Origin of the sequence: Vibrio sp. NFR (assembly GCF_027587095.1) — a bacterium.
Lineage (GTDB): Bacteria > Pseudomonadota > Gammaproteobacteria > Enterobacterales > Vibrionaceae > Vibrio > Vibrio harveyi.
Window position 1 is genome coordinate 330,261 of sequence record NZ_JAPPTN010000001.1, and the last position, 16,755, is coordinate 347,015.

Sequence of the window (16,755 nt, forward strand, 5' to 3'; positions counted from 1 at the left end):
AACGATGAAACGCAGTTCCAATGTAAAACGCTCCTCAATGGACAAGAGTTTTAAAGTCGGACGAATCATTCCATTCGTTGCTTTTGGTGGGATTTTTTTCCTCGCAACTCAAGAATCAGAAACGGAAGGCTATATTTACGTCGATGCTGACGAGTGTAAATCTGCCGCGCCTGAATTCAGTGAGCAGTGTGACATCGCCTACCAAGAAGCAATGGCGCGTGCAGAAGAAAATGCGCCGCGCTACAACAACAAATATGAGTGCGAAAATGACTTTTACGAGGATGATTGTTACTACAGTTCTCGTCATCACTCATATGTCCCATTTGTTGGTGGTTACTTCTTCAGTCGCGCGGTGAGTGGGCTTAAGGGTTACAACAAAAGTTATTACTCAGAGCCGATGTATCGTTATAAATCGAAGTATTACAACGGTGCAGGGCAGTTTTACGGCTCTTATCGCAATCAATCCACTAAGGTTGCTACCAGTAGCCTAAATAAGCGCGGCGGCGGTACGATTGGTCGTGCGATGTCTCGCGGTGGCTTTGGTAAAGCTGTGTCAGTCAGCCGCGGCGGTTAACTGAAATGTTTCGACGAGAAATACAAGAAAGAGAAAACTGGCGTGAATTGGCACGCCAGTTTGGTTTTGGCTTCCATTCTATGTACGACCAACCGTATTGGGATGAGAGTGCTTACTATCAATTTACCCTTGAGCAGATAGAGAAAGACATTGAAGACCCAACGGAAGAGCTTCATCAAATGTGTCTTGAAATCGTCGATCAGGTTGTACGAAGTGAGCAGTTACTGACACAGTGTGCGATTCCCGAAGCTATGTGGTCACAAGTCGCTTCCTCTTGGCAACGAAGAGAGCCTTCTCTTTATTCGAGGATGGACTTTGCTTACAACGGCTCCTCTCCTGCAAAGTTATTAGAAAACAACGCAGACACACCAACGTCATTGTTTGAGACTGGCTTTTGGCAGTGGGTGTGGTTAGAGGATGTTGTCAATAAAGGTCGCATTCACCAAAGTGCGGATCAGTTTAATATTCTGCAAGACTTTCTGATTCAACGCTTTGCCGATATTGCCAAATTGCAGCCGGGTCAAACGCTGCATTTTAGTTGTTGCAAATACACCGAAGAAGATAAAGGCACGGTGCAATACCTCGAAGACTGTGCGCGAGAAGCTGGGTTAGCAACCGCCTTTGTTTTTGTCGAAGATATTGGCGTGACGCAAGATGGGCAATTTGTGGATGTCGATGGCAGAGCGATTCGCTGGATGTTCAAACTCTACCCTTGGGAGTTCATGTTCGAAGAGGAATACAGTCAGTACTTGGCAACTGCGAGTGTGAATTGGTTAGAGCCGATGTGGAAATCGATTCTGTCTAATAAAGCGTTGTTACCCTTGCTTTGGGAGAGGTTTCCAAATCATCCGAATCTTTTGCCCGCGTATTTTGCCAATGATCCAAAAGCGGCTAGCTTAAAAGACTATGTCATTAAACCTCTGTTTTCTCGCGAAGGTGCCAATATTGAGATTGTCAAAAATGGTCAGCGATTGGTGAAAACACCGGGTCCGTATGAATCGAGTCAAAACATCATTCAACAATATCATCCGCTACCTAAGTTTGGCTCAAGCCATACGTTGATTGGCAGTTGGTTAGTGAATGATAAAGCAGCCGGGATCTCCATTCGAGAAGACAGCAGTTTAGTTACCCAAGATATGGCGCGATATATCCCCCATGTCATTCTAGATTGATCAAAAAAGCTCTCCGGATTGGAGAGCTTTTTCATTCTGTCTTATGTCTCTCACAGGGTGGTGAGTTTATTCTTGCTCAGCCAGCATTACGCCACGTTGAGTCAGTCCGCAAAGCATCATCGGCATTGCGTTGAAGATCTCTTCAAACTGCTCTAGACCTTCCATACCTTGCTCTGCAAGTGTCGCGATTGTCGTTTCTGGATCGTAAAGCATAGTTAGAGAAAGCAGTACGCCACCAAGCAATGCACTGTCTTCGCTGTCATCAGGCATCAACGTTTCCCAATCGTCACGAGACAATTGCCAGCCTTGAAGCACACCTTCACAGAAATCACGCGTGTTTGCAGATACGATATCTTGATCATCCAACTCGCATCCTTCAGGCCACAGCCATGCACCTTCCAGTAGTGCTGGGCGTGTTTGGTTCCACATTTGAATGATCTCATCGATGTACTGTTCTAGTTGCTCACCATCAGAGAAAGGTGCTGTTTCTTCACCGCCCCATAGGAATGGTAGCCACTCTTGAGGATTCAACACGTTTGGCGCACATGCCATAGACGTAACAAAGCCTTGAGTTTTCGCTAGGTTTAGTAGTTTTCCATCAAGTTCTGGAAGAGAAAGGATGTCTTGTAGTTTCAAAATAGAATACCATTTGTTAATGGGCTGGTTGGTTGGCTAATCTTACCAATCAATCAGTGATAAATCGATATTAGGGAATGATTCGTCTACATCTATGGAAATTCGTTCGTCACTCAGAAACAAAAGCATTCTCGCCCTGACACTTTATTTGTGTTTCTTCATCGCGACCATTGGTTCTGTTGTTTACCTTGTTGTTGAGCCACCAGTGCGTGAAAAGCTTGAGCGTAATTTGGATTTGCGAACTCAATTGCTCGCCTCACAGATTGAAGGACCGCTAACCAGTTCCGTTGGTTTGCTCAATAGCCTTGTAGGCTTAGGGCAGACGCCAACACCAAGTATTTCACTTCAAGATACGATTCCCCAGTTACTCGCGGTGAGCGACGACATCATCGTCAGTGGCGGATTATGGCCAAAACCAACATTGGAAGATGAACGTTGGCAATATACAAGCTTATTCTTCAATAAGAATGACAACGGCAGCTTGGATCAAATCCATTCCTACAATAATCCAGAGTCTGGTGGTTACGACAACGAACCTTGGTACCAGTCTGTTGCAAACAAACCTGCAGGGGCAGTGAGTTGGTCTGGCGTGTATATCGATACCTTCACGCAAGTTCAGATGATCACGGCTTCAGCGCCTTACTACAAAGAGGGTGTTTTTGCCGGAGTGGCAACTGTAGACTTGTCTTTGGAAGCGTTATTCCAGTTCATTCGTGAACATACAAATCAATACTCATTAGGTGTTGTGATTCGCGATGCCGATGACCAAGTTGTGATTGAGCACAACTTTCAGCTTACTAAGAACATATACATCAGCCAGCTCGGGTTTGGTGGCTTTAATTGGCGCATGGATGTGGTGAATGCCAAGGTCAAAGTATCGGATCAAGTCTTTAATCAAGTAATGAGCGTTGAGACTGGTGTTATCCCATTTCTACTGCTCTGCGTGTTGGTGGGTTACTACCTATTAAACCGATACATTGTAGAACCGATTGTTCGAATTGCTAAGAAAGTGGATGACTCCAAAACGGGTGGCATTATTGATATCGCCTATGAGAGTGAAGATGAAATCGGGCACTTAATCACCAAGTTCAATGAAAAGACGGTTTACCTTGAGCGTGAACGTGTTAAGGCGCAGGCATCTACAAACGCAAAAACAGCCTTCTTAGCAACCTTGTCTCATGAAATCCGAACGCCGATGAATGGGGTGTTGGGAACCGCACAAATACTGCTGAAAACTCATCTAACTGACGAACAAAGAAAGCACTTAAATACCTTGTATGATTCTGGCGATCACATGATGACGCTACTGAATGAAATTCTCGATTACTCGAAAATTGAGCAAGGACACATTGAGCTCGACAACACGCCTTTCCCAATCGAATCGATTCTCGGTAGTATCAACAGTGTGTATCACACTTTATGTGCCGAAAAGGGGCTGCAATTTAGAGTTATTTCTAATGTTCCGTTTGGACGTTGGTACAACAATGACAAAGCACGTCTGCGCCAGGTGTTATTTAACCTCCTCAATAACGCAGTGAAGTTCACGGATCGTGGTTTTGTTGAAGTCGAACTGACTGAGCATGTGAAAGATGGCATAACCAAACTAACCATTAGTGTGAAAGACACAGGGATTGGTATCAGCCCTGATGCGCAGAAACGCATTTTCCGACCATTCGAACAAGCAGAATCGTCGACAACACGTCGATATGGCGGCACGGGTCTTGGGTTGGCGATAGTGAAGCAGATTTCAGAGCATATGGGTGGGAGTATTACTGTTCAAAGCCAAGAGTGTATTGGCACCAAGTTTATTGTCGAACTTGAGCTCAACCCTTGTGAGGCTGGGGTGTTAGAAGCATCTAATACACATAAACTTGATTGCCAAGGCTTACGTGCGCTTATCGTGGAAGACAACCGTACGAACACCATCATTATGGAGACCTTCTTGCGCTCTAAAGGGTTTGTATGCGTTTGTGTCGAGAATGGGCAGCAAGCAGTAGAGCAGGTGTCGAAGCATGAATTTGATTTGGTGTTGATGGATAACCACATGCCAGTACTTGATGGCGTAGGAGCGATTGCTGTTATTCGCTCTATGGATGCACCAGCTCGCTCGGTTTTGATCTTCGGCTGTACTGCAGACGTCTTCAAAGAAACGCAGGAGCGTATGTTAGATGTCGGAGCAAACCATATCATCGCCAAACCGATTGTTGAATCAGAACTCGATGATGCTTTGTATCGTCATGCGTCGATACTTTATCAATACCAAGACAAGCAAAGCGGAGAACAACCTAAACCTCAAAACGCCGAGGCATTGTTGCTGAACTTCTATATGGCATTAGATGATGGCAACTTGGAACAAGCAATGACGACACTTTCTCACATTTTCGAAAGTGCCAAACCAAATGTCTCTGATGAACTGAATAAAGTTATCCAACGCATCGAAGACTATTTGAGTAAAGCGCTTACCCCTGAGCAAGAGGACATCGACCAACTGACGGTACTGTTAGCAGAACACTAACTCCGTGCATTCACTAAGTAGTGTAGGGTACTTCCTACATTACTTATACCCAAGTGATTTCAAGATGCAGGACTCAGAGCGTTGTCATTTCTCGATTTAGAGTAACTAGATCTTTAAATCGCCGCTGCGCCTACAAACCAAGTCATCCTTGCTGAACCTAGCATCTCGATGTTACTTGGGTATAACCTCCATCTTCACTTCCCATTCTATAAACTTCGTGTTTACTCTGAATTTGCTTGATCCAATAGCATAAGACGATCTTTTTGAAATTCATTTGCCAGATATTTCTCTAGTTTTCTGTGTTTTTTCGTGAGCTAACTGGCTTAAAAGTAAATAAATTACGTTTTAAAACTCCATTTTGAAGTGTTTTATGGGGCTTTTTACTGATTTTGGTGAAAGCTGCTACTTTTTCTTTGAAAGTTAGTTATTAATTTACAACTCATATTTTAAAACGGAATCATAAACTAAAAATAATGTGATTTAATAGCACCATTAACTGCTATGTGGTTTTAAATGCAGTAAATGATTTTATAGATGTCGTTTTTATTGGTATTTGATTTTAGAGGTTGTAAATGAAGTCTCGTGGACCATTTTGTATTCGCAATGCCGCAGCGGATACTTTTGCTATGGTGGTTTTTTGTTTTATTACAGGGATGATTATCGAGATCTTGATTTCGGGTATGACGTTTGAGCAGTCTTTAGCATCACGCACATTATCTATCCCAGTAAACATCGCGATTGCATGGCCTTACGGTATGTTCCGTGATTGGGTATTACGCCAAGGTAACAAACTATCACCCTCTTCGTTTATGAAGAACGTGTCTGACTTGGTGGCGTACGTATTGTTCCAATCTCCAGTCTATGCGGGCATTTTGCTGGCAGTAGGCGCGTCAACTGACCAAATCATCACGGCAGTAGCAAGTAATGCAGTTGTGTCATGTGGCATGGGTGTCCTTTACGGTTACTTCTTAGATCAGTGTCGCCGTTGGTTCCGAGTGCCAGGTTACTATCAAGAAGCCTAATTGCCCCAGTTTTGCGCAATTTAGCTAGATAGTGAGCAAACAAACGCAAAAGGGCGCTTTTTTTCGTGTTTAGCCTTGACCATCAGGAACATAATCATTAAATTAGCGCCTCGTTAGCCAATGATGCTAACCACAATTTGATTCGGTGAGTTGTCCGAGTGGCTGAAGGAGCACGCCTGGAAAGTGTGTATACGGCAACGTATCGAGAGTTCGAATCTCTCACTCACCGCCACATTCGAGCCCCTAGAAGTTTCTAGGGGCTTTTCTCGTTTTATAACTCTCTGTTTTTGAACGAATCAACAGTTTCACTACGTATCACCCGTCTTTTACTATCCCAAACTTTATTGTATGCCAAAGTGTATGCTTCTAAGCTGTGAGAAAAATCGGCATACATTTGCGTCGAAAATTCAGCATACAGGTTTGTGGGGAGCAGGATTGCCAAGTTTCTTATCCCACCTTTTATCTCATTGAAAAATCATCATTCACCTATTTTGCATACCGAAAATTTTAGGGAGCAGGATAGGTCGAAAAACTGCATACAGTTTGGCTAAATTTCAATTCTAAGGAGGGGATGATGGCAAAACTAACGGCAAAAGAAGTATCGAATGCAAAACCTCGCGATAAGACCTATCGACTGGGAGATGGCGGAAACCTATATCTTCATATAAGAAAAAGTGGAGCGAAATCTTGGGAGTTTAGATACACCAAACCCTCAACAGGCAAACCAACATTTGCAGGCATTGGCTCTTTTCCAGATGTTTCATTAGCTGAAGCTAGATCAAAAGCCACAGAGTTCAGAAAATACATTGCCGAGGGTGTTGATCCGCAACTACTCAAAATTGAGCAAAAGGCGAGGTTAGCCACTGAACAGTCTAATACCTTCAAAGCAGTTGCCTACTTGTGGATGGACACGAAACAAAACCGTATCTTGCCTAAAACCATCGAGGGTAACTGGCGAAAGTTGGAACTCTACGCTTTCCCGATGCTTGGCTCGCTCCCTATTACTAAGTTATCAGCCCCAATGGCAATAGCGGCGCTTAAACCTGTCGAGGAGGCTGGTTATTTAGAGACCGTAAAGCGCACCGCGCAGTTGATCAACGAAGTGATGACGTACGCTGTCAATGCTGGACTTATACATTCAAACCCACTCAGTGGTATTAGAGAAGTTTTTAGAAAAGCGAAAGTCACTCATATGAAAGCCTTAAGCCCAGATGAGTTGCCCGAGTTAGTGCGAGCAATAGCCAGAGGTAACATGGCAATTACAACAAAATGTCTTATTGAGTGGCAACTGCATACGATGACACGCCCAATCGAAGCGGCGGCGGCACGTTGGTGTGAAATCGATTTTGAACAACGGTTATGGATTCTTCCTGCCGAAAGAATGAAAGCAAGGCGCGAACATATAATCCCATTAACAGCGCAATGTATGGCTATATTGGAAACGATCCGACCAGTGAGTGGACACAGAGAATTTATTTTTCCCTCGATTCGAGACCCTAAAAAGCACACGGATTCTGAATCTATCAATAAGGCGTTAGGACGTATTGGATTCCAAGGTAGAACGACAGCTCACGGATTACGCTCATTGGCATCAACAACGCTTAATGAGCAAGGGTTTGATAGTGATGTTATTGAGGCTGCTCTGTCTCACTCAGATAAAAATGCGATTCGGAAGGCGTACAATCGGACGACGTATCTAGAACGTCGTCGCCCCTTAATGGAATGGTGGAGTCAAAGAATTGAAGAAGCTAGTTACGGCAGTGTCTCTGTAACAGGCTATCGCACTTTAAACGTGGTGCCGCATTTAGAGTTTGGGGAGAAAGTAAGAAAAATATAATTTAACGTAAGAAAAATGCGTCACTAATTTCGAGTGCTTTCGTTTTCTTAACCATATTCATAGTGATATGTAATTAAATACGGGAGTGTCGCTATGTCTCTACGCATCATTCGCCTCAAAGAGGTTATTGCCTTGACAGGCTTATCAAAAAGTTCGATTTATCGTTATGCAGACGGAAAAGCATTTCCTCAATCCGTTCAATTAGGCGCACGGAGCGTTGGATGGATTGAGGAAGAGATTAACCAATGGATGCAAGGGCGTATTGATGAGCGCAGGGTTGAGTGAGGTGTTTTTTTAGCCTATACAATGTGTGGTGTGCTAGGTTAAGAGTCACCACGCATTGATAGGTTAGCTGATATGCACAACAGTAATTGAGAAAATACTGATTTCTTAATGTATGTTTAGCAGTCTCACGATATGTCATTGAAATTTAGAGGAATTATCATAAAATCCAAAAGGTCATGGCTTGAACCTACGACCAAACTGTTTGAGTGTTTACCGAATAAACACTGAAAATGAATTACGTGCTAGCTTTTTGTTGGCTGGTAAAGTTGGTGTACTACTAACTCGCACGTCAAAATTATGCGCATCAGTTACAATTTTTAGAACATAAAGCCCGAGGCCACTACCTTCTACTGACATTTCACGAGCTTTAGTAGCTCTAAATCCACGTTCAAACAAGTGTATGATTTCAGACTCTGGAATTTCAAATCCGATTGAATTTACCGTCATACATAAACCATTATCAGTTTCATCGAAAACAACTTCGATATCACCCGTTCTTCTATATTTGATTGCGTTTTGTATTAAAGACAAAGGAACAATTTTGAATGACTCGTAAATGTTATAATTGTTTTTAACCCTACCTCTTAGCACTACATCCGCCTTATTTTTAGACTTAGACGCATGAGAGAGTACTAGTTTAATCTTGTGAACCATACTATAAATATCAGTATATTTCTTTCTACCAAACTTAGCACTTTCTGGATTAAAATATAGAGCCGCAGTATCTAATGAGTCTAATAACATTACACTAATTTTGTACAAACTCTTAAGATCATCGGACGCATTGTCGAAAGCACAGCTACCCGATGTTGCATTTTTTGCCAGTAGTCTTTCACTATAGAAGCCAATCTCCCTAGCCCATTTAACGAACTCATGAAACTGGTCAAAGTTAGCCTTGGCTGTTTTAGAGACTAAATTGTCAATTGCATTAGCTTTTTCATCAAGACTCGAAAACCAAAGACGTACAGATTCTATTGATACTTTTCTCTGCATCAACAAGACGTTTTTCCGATTACGCTTACTATTCTGGCTAGAAGGGATGTAAACGCCAGCAATTGTAACGAGGCGTCCTGATATTTTTCGAGAGACATAACTCAAGCCATGTTCACAGACATGTGTATCACTAGAACCGTCGCCTAGGAGGCACTGATCATGACATTTTTCAAATGACTGAAGTTTCTCTCCTTGATACAAGTCACCATCAATATATACAGGCCATGGTATATCAACTATTTTATTCTCTATGATTGAATTAAGCATTAGTTATACGATCCAAAAGAATTTTACTGTTATCAATTATTTCTTGAGCAGAGCCTCTGGCATTTTGGTGAACGATATTTGTAAAATCCACCAGATTTATCTTGTTTGACAAATAATCCACGACTACTTTATTCAACTTGTTTTTCTTTGAAGAACCAAGATCTAATTTTTTAATGCAATTTTCAATATTAGCTGCAATATGAGACTCGTCAAAGAACTCTTTCTTCAAATCATTAAGTAATTCTCGAATTTTAAATTCATCTATGGGTTTATTTAATGTTGCGTCAGAACTGCGAAAGTAATCATTTAATTCAGTATGGAAATAACCGGATGATACAGCGACCACAGGAAGTAAAGGTCGTGATTCCTTTATAATTTTAATTAGTTTGGCTCCACCTTCATCTAGGTCCTCACGGACAACTCCCTTGACATCAAGTAACACCAGATCGTTCTTAACTAGCGCATCTGAATCAGCAAATGACACTGATTCATATTCTTTGGTCGTAAATCCAAGGTCTTTGATGTACTGAACTGGGTAACTATCCAACTCATCATCAACAATTGCTATTCTAAACTCCGAACGAAGATTCTTCTTGTTGACGTAATGAACGACACTATACGTTTTGAAAATCCTAGTCACGGATTCTTTTGGCACTAGCCAAAACACTACTGCTAAAAATAACCCAGCAACACCAAGTACGATACCTAAATCCATAATAATCCATCACTTTTTTTGAGGTCTATATAATACAGTAAGAAACTAATTGCGCAAATAGTCGTAACTGGGTTTGAGAAGAGTTATTCTCTTGCTGAGATAAGAGTTGCTAGGTACTTACTTATGCAACATACAAACTAGCAGTCTTTGAAGTACATTCTCTCTTTAAAGAAAACTAGAGTCGAAGTGAAATACAGATTAGAGTGTTTAGAACAAAGTTTCTAGGAGATCATTGTGACAACGCTTAATCGTATTGAGATGCACATTAAAGCCTCTCGTCGCTATGTCTTCGAGCGGAAAGACTTTGCTCACTTTGCCAGCTATTCTCAAATTAGTCGTAGCCTTAAACAGCTGATTGAAAAAGGGGTATTGATGAGACTAGGGTATGGCTTATACACCAAAGCCACAATAAACAGCTTAACGAACCAGCCAATGCCGACTCACCCTGGTGGCACGGATGGTGTGATGCTAGAAATCTTGAAGAAACTTGGTGTACCTTTTGAGGTAGACCAAATGTCATTGAAAAGTATCAATGGTCACTCCAATCAGATCCCCGCTTCGGTTCAGTATTCTTGGGATCACAAAGCATTTAGTCGTGAGGTCAAGGTAGGTAACCGAGTTCTATGTAGTACTCGAAAGCGCTCCGATGATTGATCCAAAGATAATCAATGTAAGTCAAACACTGGAGGAGTACTGTTCCGATTTAAGACAGTATTCCAGAAGTACCTTATCGCATAGTTATAATCTCGCTTTGTGCTGAGAGCATAATTACTGTTTCGTTTGATAAATCCAGTAACGTGGTTGCGACCAATTTGATTGATTCTTTTCACTGCATGCTCGTGCTCGGCAATGTTTAAGACTAACAACTCAATCCTTTTCGCTTGCTGCTTTCTTGATTTCTTTCCTCCTTTTCTTTTTAAGTCCCCTAATAGTTTATGTAGATCTTTCAGAATGTTGTACATAAGCAGTTCCTCCAATCAACCTAAGTAAGCGTTAGTGATGTCTACTCTCGCGTGCCCTAGTGACGTTGCAACGGCATAGCGTGCTCGATAATCGAGCTCTTTTGCTCGTTGGTAGGTTGAGCCGATTGCTGAAGCAATGTGTTTGATATGCTCTCGACCTCGTGAATGCTTGCACAGCACTGGAGCCAAGATATTGTTTTGACCAGATAACGCTCTCATTACTTGCGTGTATTTATGCTGTGCGTAGTGATGCCTCTCCTTGTGTGGGCTATAACCTTTGATTTTTGAGTATGCTGAATAGCAATGACTTCGGAATTCTTTATAGGACAGGTTCTTTGGGATCATTGAACGATGGCTTCCCTGAATCTGTGCCGCTTTTTTGAGTGCTTCAATCTGAGCTTTTAATGTTATATCTACGATCCTTGACCTGCCTCCTTTTGTTCCATCGATGATATTGACATGAGAAGTACGCGTCACAGGATTGAAGTTTCGATCCACTTGGGTAAGTAGGTCCGCTGGGTTGCATTTTACCGACTCTTCAAACCGCAAACCGAGCTGTCGTTGTATTTCAGAGAGAATAGAGAGACGTTCATCTAAGAGAGACTTTGCATGTTGATGTAAATCCTTGCTACAGGCTTTTGATTGCTCTGCTATGTGACTCCGGTTGGGGATATTTGTTTGTGCAGCAGGCACTCTGACGAGATTATCTTGCCTCATTTGAGCAATCACTGCGTTGACTGAACTTAAGTAGTCGTGGGCAGATGATACGCTGAGAGAACCATCTTCAACTCGCTCTGCTAACTCTTCGGCATATTGGAGAATGTGGGAGTTTTCAATTTTCCGAGAATCATTGATTGAAAAGTTATCGACGCAGTATCTTGCAAACTTCTCGAACCGATCTGCATTTTGTTGTGCCGTGGAATAAGACGTTGTCTTTGATTCACAAGCTTCAGTCATTGCATTTCTTCCTGCACGAGCCATATCACGGCTGCGCAATCCGTGGTTTCTAGCTCCGGTATTGCCTCTGGTGAACATGCTGCTTTCCTAATTAAAACAAGATTGTTAAGAGCGGTGGCTTAGGCTGAGTATTCATACTTTGATGAAGCATCAAGCCTTGGATGTTAAGTGTTATTGCGCATTTCATACTTGCGCGTGTATTGCTCTTTTGTGTGAGGATGTCCGATCCTCTGCGTTATTCATTGGTATTGCTTTACGGTGGTTTGCAATCAATTTGTCTGGCAGCCACATCGCATGCTTTCAAAGCTCCAACCCTATTGTTTGCCCGTATGTTGTTGGGCGTTTGCTTCGCAAACGCAGCCAAAGATGAGTCTATGCTCATATTTCGTGCATTTTCGTTTTTCGAAAAGGCATGGGAAGTCCATTTAATCAATGGCTTAGAGGTGATCGTAGTGTCCGTCTATGTAGACATAGACGGACCATAGCTAGTGACTATCGTGAAATGCTGTATCTAAGAGTCAGTCAATGCACAGCGCATTTCACACAGAAAGTAGCGATGTTTAAACGACGTTTCAGTATTGCAACGCTTGGCGTTGTCATTGGTTCTTATCATTGATGATAAGCGGGAGGGTTGTAGTGAATTTAAGCACTACTTGAGTTCAAGACGTAGGCACCTTTGGCTTACGTTTGTGCAACTCGAAAATGTCAGCGACGGTTGCAGAGGTTAATTACTCATTTCTGAATAATGCTTCGAACTATGTCGAAAGTATTTATTGACCTAGATATGAGAGGTCAGGCTCGCGCAGCATTTAGCTGGTTGTCAGATCTGGACAACGGCAGTGTCGATACGTCTATCCATATCATTTGGAAAGAACATATCATAGGTTCTCTCTTAGCTTAACTTAGCTAAACCGCTGCATTTAGAATTAGTCAGGCAGTTTTGGGGTGTTTAAACGAATAAATTCAAAATGAGGCAGACTCGAAAGGTTATAGAGCGGTTATAAGTTCATCTTTCGATCTTATATGCGACGGATGATCACACTAAGTAAGCACATTGTCTTTGACTTGATTTTAGTATGGTAATTAATATGAGATTGATTCCATATTTTGTGTTTTTAATCATCACTATTTTTCCAATGTTGAGGTGTGCATGAGAAATCGTTCTATTTTTGGGTGGAAGCTAAGCGAGAGTAGAGTTGTTTCTGTTGTTGAGCTTGAAAGTGGCACTCAGGATGACGTTGTTTGCCCTTGCTGCGGAGACTTCATGGTTGCCGCACATAGTAATAAAGGCATAGCTAGCTACTTACGCCATCAAAGTAACGCAGAATGTCGCTATTCGTATGAAACCCAGTTGCATTTGAGTGCAAAGGAGTTCATTGAACGGGAGAAGCTCATTCCTCATCCATATTCTAGTGGCATTTTTGATTCTCGTGATTGTGAAATGGTAGGAGTGAAAAATGTCCGTTTAGAGGTCTATCGAGACGGTAGGATTCCAGATATCGTCTGCCAGATTGGTAGGGAAGAGTATTATGTGGAAGTTACTAATACTCATGAAACCCCACCAGATAAAATAGTGGACTTTCGAAAGCAGGGTAGGAGTGCCCTTGAGTTATTTCTTGTTGGATTGGACTCAGATTCGCTGCTGAACAGCTATGAAAATGTAAAAGTTCAGATAACAGCATTAAATCCGCTAAATCCATTCTGGGATTTTATTGAGCAGCAAGCCGCGATGAGTATCAGCAAAGAAAGAAGTATGTTGTTGAGAAAGATAGCAAGGCATCGCAAACAAGTTCAAAGAATCACTGATAACATTTCTGAGCGTGAGGAACAGGCTGAGGAAAGGGTAGCCCGAATCAAACAAAGAGTTGAAAAGTGGCAAGAAAAAGAGCGGGAGCAAAAAGAGCTCTATACGCAGATAAAGTCCCTCGCGAATGACCTTCAAGTAGCGGTATTGCGGCTTGAAGAAGAGAAGTCATCTTTAAATCAAGAATTAGAACAACTCAAGCAAACCATTTATCTTAACAAGTTAGAAGCGGGAAGAATCATTAACAATGCGAGAGTTGAAGCAGAACAACAACGTGAAAAGGTTAGAGTAGAAGTTAGAGATGATGTTCTAGCTGAGTTAGCGTCGGAAATAGAAGATGCTAGAAAGAATGCTCAAGTGATTGCCGAGAATGCTCTAAAGCAAGAGCTATCAGTGGTTGAAAGCGCTCAAAGAACAGCGCAACAAATATTGGATGGAGCGCATTACAAAGTCACGAGTGAGCTTGAGGCTGCACTAGATAGAAAAGGTGTATCAAGTGAAGCGTTGACCGAGTTAGAAAACCGTGTCAAATGGTTAAGGCAAGAAACGGAGAGTCTAGAGGAAAAGAAAGCTGAGCTAGAGAGTGATGTAAATTTAGATGAACTTTGGAGTAAGCAACAACACTTGCTAAGTGCGATTGGCAAGGAGACAAACCGTTTGAATGAGCTTAAAGAAGTTGGTGATAAATTTGTCAAGATCATTAATGATATTGCCTTAGATTTTAAACAACTAGATACTGCGGAGTATGCCTCTCTTTTGCCTGAACGTATTCAAAAGAAAATAAAAACTCATCGAATGGTCTTAGAGATGCAAAACTCAATAGAATACGAACCGTTGTTGTGAATATAGTGTTTAACCCAATTCCTTAAAGTTATTCTTAAGAAGAGCTCATAGATAGGCTTTCAAGTGTGATGGATACCCATGAGCTTCTTGTATTAAAACTGTTTTATTTAAGTTTCTGATTTTTTGAGTGGTAGAGTTTCATCGTCTTAGTGTGGAACTATTACTTCACTAGGCTGTGTTCTTTCAATAGATTATCTTTTGTTTCATCAATCGCCTTAATCAAGCTTAAGTCAAACCGTTCCATGATCGATTCGTGTGCAAAAATCCTAACAAAGCACTTAATTGATTGATATCTAGATAGTTTATGATTTGAGTCTTTGAACTTCTTCACTGAGTAATGCCCGTCAAGTTTCTTCTCAAGAAGTTTAATCTCAGTCTTAGCTATGTCTTTAAACGCATTGTCAGTCATAACATCAATGGTAAACATAGAAGGATCGATATCTTTTCCAACAATTAACTCGTTGATTTTTGATTCTAAAAGATCGGTTTTTGATTTGTCGATCGTAGCCGTTATATGCAAACCGGAAGGGTAGATTTTTGACTCGTAAACCTTACTCCAAGGTTTTCTTGTGATTATGTCATTTGTGATACTTACTGCTGGCTGGATATCACCAATCAGTTGTTCTAGTTGCTCGTTCAGAAAATAATCATCAGAGTTATCTAAGTAGAACTTTTGGATTTGTTCTACATACGATGCCTGTTCTGCATCTGTAGGTAGTGTGAACTCAAAAAGGTTTGCCTGCGAGTCATGCTCTTTTGCTAGCTTACAAACTTTGCTCAACATGGATGAAAAGGCGCGATTTGTTTTGTGATAGTAAACTTGGCCAAACAAGTTGGCTCTAGCATTGATGAACTCAATAATCGAATCTAATCCACTTTCTTTATAAGCTAAATAAATTGTATCGTTAGCAACAACAGGAACCATAGACATAAAGAGCCTATTGTGGTCATAAATACCACATTTTACACCAGAGAAATAACTATCCCTAAGAAGGTAATCCATACGGTCTGCATCTATTGGACATGAAGAAATTATTGAGGTGAACAGTGGGAGTATGTCGAATTTTCGACCTGCTAACTCTATTTCGATTTCTCTCTGATAGTCTTTTTCTATAATCGATAGAACGTTATTAATGTTGATTTGACTACGTTTCTTTTCCGGCAAGCTATCGTAGATGATTTTTGCGAACAGTAGAGATATATGCTCGTGTTCCACTTGAGCATTGTCTTCAATTAGGTCTACGATTTGGGGGTAATCTTTGCCAAAGTAACTTTGGAACTCATCTTTATCACACATAAAGGAGTCAAATTGATGAGACATAGGGCCGTGTCCAATATCATGCATTAAAGCGGCCAATCTAAGTTCTTGTATGTTGGAAGCAGGCAGGCTCGAAAGCTTTGTAAATATTAGGTTATCATCATACTTTTTCTTGTAACGATGAGCATTGACACTCATGTTTTCTAAAATTTCATAAGATAGATGCATTACTCCTAAAGAGTGTTCAAAACGACTGTGCATCGCGGATGGGAATACTTTGTAAAGGAAAGTATTTTGCTTAATGTTTCTAAGACGCTGAAACAATGGATGATCTATAAAATCTAGCTCTAATTCTGTTAGTCGAATTATGCCATGGATTGGGTCGAGGATTTTTCCCGTAAGGTTTTCATTGAACTGCATATCACACCTAAATTTTATATAAAACACATGGTATATAGTTGGGGTGCATATCATGAAAAACAATAGAATAGGTTCGAAAAATTATTGAGTCTTGAGGCTGAAAGTATGACTTCTTGTTGACTCCGATTTGAGTTGCTCTAATGGCAGAGCTCGAATGGATGTGCAAATCGTAAGCGATATATCTATCGATAGAGTATAGGTTTAATGGGTAGACTTCGTTGGAATTGTAGTTTGATCTACTATAATTAGGCAACAGGAGATATTGTGTGGAGCTATGATATCTAGGCGTGTATGCGTAATGAAATGCTTTTTTCTACCCAACTCGTAAGTTGGTTATAAATTCAAAGAGTTATATTTCTAGGTGTTAGGTCTCACTCCCGCCACATTCTTGAAAAAAGACGTCCTAGGACGTCTTTTTTTGTATCTGCAGTTTAGAAACAACAAAAGCCCCGAGAGTTCGGGGCTTTTCGTTTTTGGCGAAGCGAGTGCTTGTTT

The 16,755-nt window shown here is 41.3% G+C and carries 15 protein-coding genes and 1 tRNA gene; 11 read left to right on the forward strand and 5 right to left on the reverse strand.

What is annotated here, in order from left to right; genetic code table 11:
- Positions 1-4: 4 nt before the first annotated feature.
- Both OH463_RS01465 and OH463_RS01470 read left to right on the forward strand, forming a co-directional pair.
- The gene (locus OH463_RS01465; RefSeq protein WP_049535761.1) at positions 5-574 is read left to right on the forward strand and encodes a DUF1190 domain-containing protein; all 570 of its coding nucleotides are present in this window, start codon (positions 5-7) and stop codon (positions 572-574) included.
- A 5-nt stretch (positions 575-579) separates the two neighbouring features.
- Positions 580-1,746, forward strand: a complete 1,167-nt coding sequence (locus OH463_RS01470; protein ID WP_029789032.1) for a glutathionylspermidine synthase family protein — start codon at positions 580-582, stop codon at positions 1,744-1,746.
- A gap of 66 nt (positions 1,747-1,812) precedes the next feature.
- Here the strand turns inward: OH463_RS01470 and OH463_RS01475 are convergent, their stop codons facing one another.
- Complete coding sequence (locus tag OH463_RS01475) at positions 1,813-2,382, reverse strand: YecA/YgfB family protein (protein ID WP_009698271.1); 570 nt, start codon at positions 2,380-2,382, stop codon at positions 1,813-1,815.
- A 94-nt stretch (positions 2,383-2,476) separates the two neighbouring features.
- Between OH463_RS01475 and OH463_RS01480 the strand changes: the two genes are divergently transcribed.
- From OH463_RS01480 to OH463_RS01500, 5 genes are all read left to right on the forward strand, one after another.
- Positions 2,477-4,897: a hybrid sensor histidine kinase/response regulator gene (locus tag OH463_RS01480; RefSeq protein WP_017188306.1), complete on the forward strand. Its 2,421-nt coding sequence runs from the start codon at positions 2,477-2,479 to the stop codon at positions 4,895-4,897.
- Positions 4,898-5,469: 572 nt separating this feature from the next.
- Positions 5,470-5,919, forward strand: a complete 450-nt coding sequence (locus tag OH463_RS01485) for an L-alanine exporter AlaE (protein WP_005441741.1) — start codon at positions 5,470-5,472, stop codon at positions 5,917-5,919.
- A gap of 144 nt (positions 5,920-6,063) precedes the next feature.
- A tRNA-Ser gene (locus OH463_RS01490) sits at positions 6,064-6,151 on the forward strand.
- Positions 6,152-6,490: 339 nt separating this feature from the next.
- Positions 6,491-7,756, forward strand: coding sequence for a tyrosine-type recombinase/integrase (locus tag OH463_RS01495; protein ID WP_422455914.1), 1,266 nt, complete (start codon positions 6,491-6,493; stop codon positions 7,754-7,756).
- A gap of 93 nt (positions 7,757-7,849) precedes the next feature.
- Positions 7,850-8,041: a helix-turn-helix transcriptional regulator gene (locus tag OH463_RS01500; protein WP_053052850.1), complete on the forward strand. Its 192-nt coding sequence runs from the start codon at positions 7,850-7,852 to the stop codon at positions 8,039-8,041.
- Between the two features lie 210 nt (positions 8,042-8,251).
- Here the strand turns inward: OH463_RS01500 and OH463_RS01505 are convergent, their stop codons facing one another.
- A complete protein-coding gene (locus OH463_RS01505) occupies positions 8,252-9,301 on the reverse strand; it encodes an ATP-binding protein (protein WP_269990332.1) in 1,050 nt (349 codons plus the stop codon).
- A complete protein-coding gene (locus tag OH463_RS01510) occupies positions 9,294-10,016 on the reverse strand; it encodes a hypothetical protein (RefSeq protein ID WP_269990334.1) in 723 nt (240 codons plus the stop codon). Before OH463_RS01510 ends, OH463_RS01505 begins: the two co-directional genes overlap by 8 nt.
- Before the next feature lie 234 nt (positions 10,017-10,250).
- On the opposite strand from OH463_RS01510, the gene OH463_RS01515 reads away from it, so the two are divergent.
- On the forward strand, positions 10,251-10,670 hold the full coding sequence (locus OH463_RS01515; protein ID WP_053052852.1) for a DUF6088 family protein: 420 nt from the start codon (positions 10,251-10,253) through the stop codon (positions 10,668-10,670).
- Between the two features lie 323 nt (positions 10,671-10,993).
- Here the strand turns inward: OH463_RS01515 and OH463_RS01520 are convergent, their stop codons facing one another.
- On the reverse strand, positions 10,994-12,013 hold the full coding sequence (locus tag OH463_RS01520) for an integrase domain-containing protein (protein ID WP_269990336.1): 1,020 nt from the start codon (positions 12,011-12,013) through the stop codon (positions 10,994-10,996).
- A 140-nt stretch (positions 12,014-12,153) separates the two neighbouring features.
- Between OH463_RS01520 and OH463_RS01525 the strand changes: the two genes are divergently transcribed.
- The 3 genes from OH463_RS01525 to OH463_RS01535 all read left to right on the forward strand — a co-directional run bounded on the left by OH463_RS01525 (position 12,154) and on the right by OH463_RS01535 (position 14,582).
- On the forward strand, positions 12,154-12,420 hold the full coding sequence (locus OH463_RS01525; RefSeq protein ID WP_269990337.1) for a hypothetical protein: 267 nt from the start codon (positions 12,154-12,156) through the stop codon (positions 12,418-12,420).
- 272 nt (positions 12,421-12,692) lie between these two features.
- Entirely contained in the window at positions 12,693-12,836 is a 144-nt protein-coding gene (locus OH463_RS01530; protein ID WP_269990338.1) for a hypothetical protein, read from the forward strand.
- Between the two features lie 249 nt (positions 12,837-13,085).
- Entirely contained in the window at positions 13,086-14,582 is a 1,497-nt protein-coding gene (locus tag OH463_RS01535; protein WP_269990340.1) for a hypothetical protein, read from the forward strand.
- A 160-nt stretch (positions 14,583-14,742) separates the two neighbouring features.
- On the opposite strand, the gene OH463_RS01540 is transcribed toward OH463_RS01535, so the two are convergent.
- On the reverse strand, positions 14,743-16,260 hold the full coding sequence (locus tag OH463_RS01540) for an HD domain-containing protein (RefSeq protein ID WP_269990342.1): 1,518 nt from the start codon (positions 16,258-16,260) through the stop codon (positions 14,743-14,745).
- Positions 16,261-16,755: the final 495 nt, after the last annotated feature.